General features: G+C 47.1%; 3 protein-coding genes. All 3 read right to left on the reverse strand.

All coding sequences use genetic code 11. From position 1 onward, the window contains the following. Nucleotides 1-146: 146 nt before the first annotated feature. Nucleotides 147-3,248: an efflux RND transporter permease subunit gene (locus CAG68_RS19760; protein ID WP_161441555.1), complete on the reverse strand. Its 3,102-nt coding sequence runs from the start codon at nt 3,246-3,248 to the stop codon at nt 147-149. After that, nucleotides 3,245-4,573, reverse strand: coding sequence for an efflux RND transporter periplasmic adaptor subunit (locus CAG68_RS19765; protein WP_025767987.1), 1,329 nt, complete (start codon nt 4,571-4,573; stop codon nt 3,245-3,247). Before CAG68_RS19765 ends, CAG68_RS19760 begins: the two co-directional genes overlap by 4 nt. After that, a partial coding sequence (locus CAG68_RS19770; protein ID WP_237667904.1) for a TetR/AcrR family transcriptional regulator occupies nt 4,560-5,180 on the reverse strand: 621 nt, incomplete at its 5' end. The genes CAG68_RS19770 and CAG68_RS19765, both read right to left, overlap by 14 nt.

A 5,180-nucleotide genomic window follows, 5' to 3' on the forward strand; every position in this document is an offset into this window, starting at 1 on the left:
ATCCTTAACTGTTCATATTCACACTTAATGAGACACAATAACCCTCTGTTTGTTAAGTGATTGTGTGTTTTTTAACGCATTGGTATTGAACAAAAAGCGACCTAAGCCGCTCTTGTGCATTTTGATAAGTTTACTTATCAGTCGTTTTAGATTTCTTCGTGCTTATGGACTAGGCCGAAGTCAGCTAAAATGGCATACGCAGCAGGGATCATAAACAACACCAGCAGAGTGGATGCGAAAATACCAAACACGATAGAGATAACCAGTGGTTGGATAACCTGTGCTTGCAAACTGGTTTCAGTCAGTAACGGAAGCAAACCTGCTGCAGTGGTCATTGATGTCAGGAATACTGCTCTAAAGCGTTCCCGACTGGCTTTGACTACTGAGTCGTGCACATTATCCCCTTCATCGACATGATGGCGTATGTACTGAACTAACAGAATCGAGTCATTCACCACAATCCCCGCTAGTGAGACAAAGCCCATCATACTCGGCATACTTAATGAGTGACCGAGTAGGATGTGTCCCCATACCACGCCAATAAAGGCGAGTGGAATCGCAAGCATGACGACGAATGGTTCCAAATAACTGCGGAATTGGTAACTCAGAATCGCAAACACGCCAAATAAACCAAGCAAGAAGCCTTTACCCATTGATGCGCCAGTTTCAGCGGTATCTTTGGCTTCGCCTTCAAAATCAAAGCGAAGACCAGGATACTTTTGCATAAGCTTTGGCGCCTCATCCTGTTGGAACTGACGAATAATGGCGGTTGAGTTGGCTTTCGTATTGTTGATATCGCCGAATACGCTCACAGTCCTCAAGCCATCAATGCGCTGGATTCTTACGTAATTACGTTGGAAATCCAAAGTCGCAATGGTTGCGAGGGGGATTTGACTGCCATCGGACAAGATAATCGGAAAGTTTGCCAATTGCTGTAAGTCACCGGCTTGTGCTTTATCGAGGCGAACTTCGATTGAAATGTTTTCTACCCCAACTTGGATCTCGTCTGCGGTTTGGCCAAAGAAAGCTGCACGCAATTGATTGGCGATGAGTTGGCCGTTAATCCCGTAAGCTTCTGCGCCCGGACGCAGTTTTACCAAGACTTCTTCTTTACCCATACGCATGCCATCCAACACGCCATGGACACCGTCAAACTCATTTAAGTATTGTTGAATGTCGATAGAGGCGGCTTTGAGCGCATCCAGTTCATCATGCTTCGCTCGAATTTCAATCGCTCGTCCACCCGGCCCCATGGTCGGTTGTTTAAATACCAGCGAGATAGGATCGGCAAGTTCACCAATGTCTTCACGCCATGCGTCGATAAATTCATCGATGAGTGTGTTACGACTCTCGGCGCCCAGCAAATCCAGACGTACCGTGGCAATGTGAGGGCCAGATTCATTCGCGTCGGCGTTAGCGTTGAATTGACTGGTAATGTGTAGAACCAATGGATTGCCGTCTTCCACTTTCTCTGTCCATTCTTTATCTAGCTTTTGAGCGGAAGCGACGATCTTATCGACGACAGCTTCCGTTTGAGACAGAGAAGAACCCGGAGGAAGAATAATACGCGCTTCTGCAATGTCGCCATCCAATTCAGGGAAGGGTTGGAACTTGAGTAAACCACCTACTAACGTGGCCGCGGAGATAAGAAGCAAGGCAACCACGCCACCCATAAAGGCATAGCGATACTCGACCACTTTATCTACTGCGTTGACCAAGGTGGTGTTGCGGAAGTTTTCAAAAGAAGCGAGCAGCTTTTGTTTGAACTTCGGTGTTTTTCGCTCTTGCTTTTGTTTATGTAGCGAATGAGAAAGGTGGTTAGGTAGGATCAAGAAGGCTTCCACCAAACTCAAACTCAAAACGAGGATCAGAACTTGAGGAACTGCTTTAAGTACCGCACCCATTTCACCTTGCAGGAATAACAAGCTACCAAAAATACACACCGTAGTTAGGAAGGAAGAAATTACCCCTGGCAGTACCTTTTTCACTCCTTTGATAACGGCATCATCGATCTCTTCTCCTCGGTCGAGGTGAGCGGCAATCGATTCGGCAATAACGATGGCATCATCCATCATGATACCGATGGCCATGAGTAACCCGACCAAAGACATGATGTTGATGGACAGGCCAAGTTGCGCCATCAAAAATAACCCACCTAAGAAGGCAACGGGTAAACCAGCTGCGACCCAAAAGGAATAGCGAAAACTAAAGAACAACCACATGGTGGCGAAGACCAGAATGATACCTTGCCAACCGTTTTTGACCATCATGGTCAGGCGATCCCAAAGCACGGATGAAAGGTCATTGGTCATTTGTAGCATCACACCGTCTGGCGCGATAGCTTGTTGTTCTTCGACAAATTGAGCAACCCGTTCCTTGATACGCAGTGCGTCATCTTCTTTGTTTTTGCTGACTTTTAGTAGGGCAGAAGGGTGACCATCGAAGAGGACTTTCTGTTCGTCCAATTCAAACCGGTCGGTAATCGTCGCAATATCTCTTAGACGGATGATTGAGCCATTTGTACCAGAGCCCACGACGATAGTCTCAAGCTCTTCCGGCGTCACGCGTCGTTCGTCAAAGCGGATCAGAAAGTTCTTATCTGGCGTTTCGACATTACCACTTGGCAACTTGACGTTTTGACGACCAATCTGGTCCGCAATATCACCAACACTCAAACCAAGTTGTCGGATAGCTTGAGTGTCTAACTCTACTCGGTATTGGTGGTCAGAGAAGCCAGCAACTTCAACCAAAGAGACATCGTAATCGATTTTTAACGTGCGTTTAAGCTGTTCGGCATACGCTTTTAGCTCTGGCCATGTGGTATCTGCGGTGATCGCGACATCCACAACTGGCTCGTTCCAATCGAGCTCTTGGACCACAGGAGATTCAATCTCTTGTGGGAAGTCGTTTATCGAGTTGATCTGGGTTTGAACATCAACCAACATGCGCCCAATGTCGGCTTCTTCATTCAGTTTTAAGATAAGACGCGCAGAACCCTCAATCGCTTCACACTGAGTTTCTTTAATGTTGGCAAGGCCATCGACAGCATCTTCCATTCGGATACAGATGCTCTCTTCTACCTCTTGAGGGGAAGCGCCGGGGTAAACCACACCAGCTAGGATGTAGGGCGGATCAAACTCAGGAAAAGTTTCACGCTTAATCGTGGAAAGTGAAGAAATCCCCAATATCAGCAGCGTTAGCATCAGCAAGTTGGCTGCTGTTGGATGCTTGGCGAAGAATCGGATCATGAATCAGACTCCTCAATAGCCGTTTCTGACTGTTCAGGTGACTCTTTCAATAGCATGCCGTTAATCGCAGGCAGCAAATCGTTGATGATCAGCTTCTGACCTTGCTCTAGTTCACCATCGATCACCACTTGGTTATTGCGACGATATAACACTTCAACCGTGACGACTTGCAGACGATTGTCATCGCCCATCAGGTAAATCTTATTGCCATGAAGCGCACGCTCTGGGATGACCCAACTCGGGTTCTCTTGTCCCTCAATCAAGGCACGCACAAACATGCCGTTCACCAATGGAGGCGCAGACGTTGGGTTTAATGCACGGTAGTCTTGTTCAATTTCCAGAATCACACCGGCAGTCGCTTGGCTTGGATCAACCGTTTCACTGATGCGTGCAACTTTCGCAGGCCAGCTTGCAGAGAGGTTACCGCTGCTGAGTTCAATGTTGGCATGAATCGCATTCATATCAGGTTGTGGAATACCAGATTCATCGCGGACAAACTCACCGATGCTCGCCGCCAAAGTTTGCATGTCATGAATGGATAGTTGAGCTTCCACTTCCATGACATCAATACCATGTCCTGTCACCATGGTTTGTTGGAGGTTAACCACTTGCTTTTTCTCAATTTCTACGTCAGCAATACGCAAATCGTAAGGAAGCGTGATGATGGTTTTATCAAGCGAGCGTTCGGCCTCATCCACTTTTGATGCATTAACTTTAACTAGGGCTTCCGCGACTCGTTTCTCATCCGGCATCAAACCAATTTGATTTTCAATATCCAGTACTAACTTACGTTGAGAGAGCGCGCTTTGCTCTTGCTGATCTACATCCGATTGAGACGTTAGGCCTTTTTTACGTAGGTTTTGTTTACGGTCTAACTCTTTGTTGGCGATAACCAGACGGTTGGCTTCTATCTTGAGTGTGCTTTTGAGATTCGCTTCTTCTTGGTTCAGCTTAGCCAGAGAGGTTTGAGCAGATTTGAGATCGGCTTGAGCTTGAACCAGTTTCAGTTCGTAATCGAGTGGGTCGATTCGCAAGATTTCTGTCCCTGCTTGCAACACTTGTCCTTTTTCCAGCTGCGGATGGCGGTAGACCACTTTCCCCGTCACTTCGGCTATCGCTTTCCATTCCACTTTTGGGGCGATCTTGCCAAACCCTATGGCTACTGGAGCAATGGCTTTGAGCTCAAGTGGAATCGTCTCGACCAACCGTGCACGATCTCCAGCGGGTTTTACGGGCAAATCTGGTTTGAGGCTAATCGCCAAAAACAGAATGACGACCCCCACCGCAAGAGCAGGAAAGAACAGCAGCTTTTTATTTATCTTCATATTGGTCGCCCGAGTCTAAAAATCCATGTTTCATCAGTTGTATGTTGTGTTCGAATAATCGGTTCAAGAAGGCTTCAGAAAGTTCAATGCCATGAATGGCGAGCAGTGCTGGTGGTGCCATAAAAGGAAATACCATCAAGCTGATGTAAGAGACGCGACAAAGTTGAGGGTCGGCGTCTTTTCGTAAAACGCCACTGTCGATCAACTTATCAAAGATCACGCCTTGCATTGGCTTACTGATATCTGCGAAGACTTTTTCGAGCAGTTTGCGTTGGGTTTCCGATGGGGGCATATTCATAACTTGGGCAACTAAGCGTGGGAACTGTGGTACCTTGATCATTTCGCGGTAGTAGGTGCGCATTAGATCGAGAAAGTTTTGCTCGTTACTGTTGGATACCAACGTCTGCATCTGCTTTTGCATCGGTGACAGTGTTTCGCGCAACATGGTCTCGAACAAGCCTTCTTTGTTGCCAAAGTAGTAACGAATCATCGCCACGTTCACGCCTGCTTTCTGCGCGACTAGGCGAGTAGAGACCTTGTCATAAGCCATAATGGTGAAGAGTTCGCGCGCGTGGAAAATCAGTTTTTCCCTTGCGTCGATATTATC

Source organism: Vibrio sp. V42_P2S4T144, assembly GCF_009904715.1.
Classification (GTDB): Bacteria; Pseudomonadota; Gammaproteobacteria; order Enterobacterales; family Vibrionaceae; genus Vibrio; species Vibrio alginolyticus.

Excerpts from the sequence above, each read along its gene's own strand:
- CAG68_RS19760 (WP_161441555.1), bottom strand. The coding sequence starts at position 3,248 with ATGATCCGATTCTTCGCCAAGCATCCAACAGCAGCCAACTTGCTGATG.
- CAG68_RS19765 (WP_025767987.1), bottom strand. The coding sequence starts at position 4,573 with ATGAAGATAAATAAAAAGCTGCTGTTCTTTCCTGCTCTTGCGGTGGGG.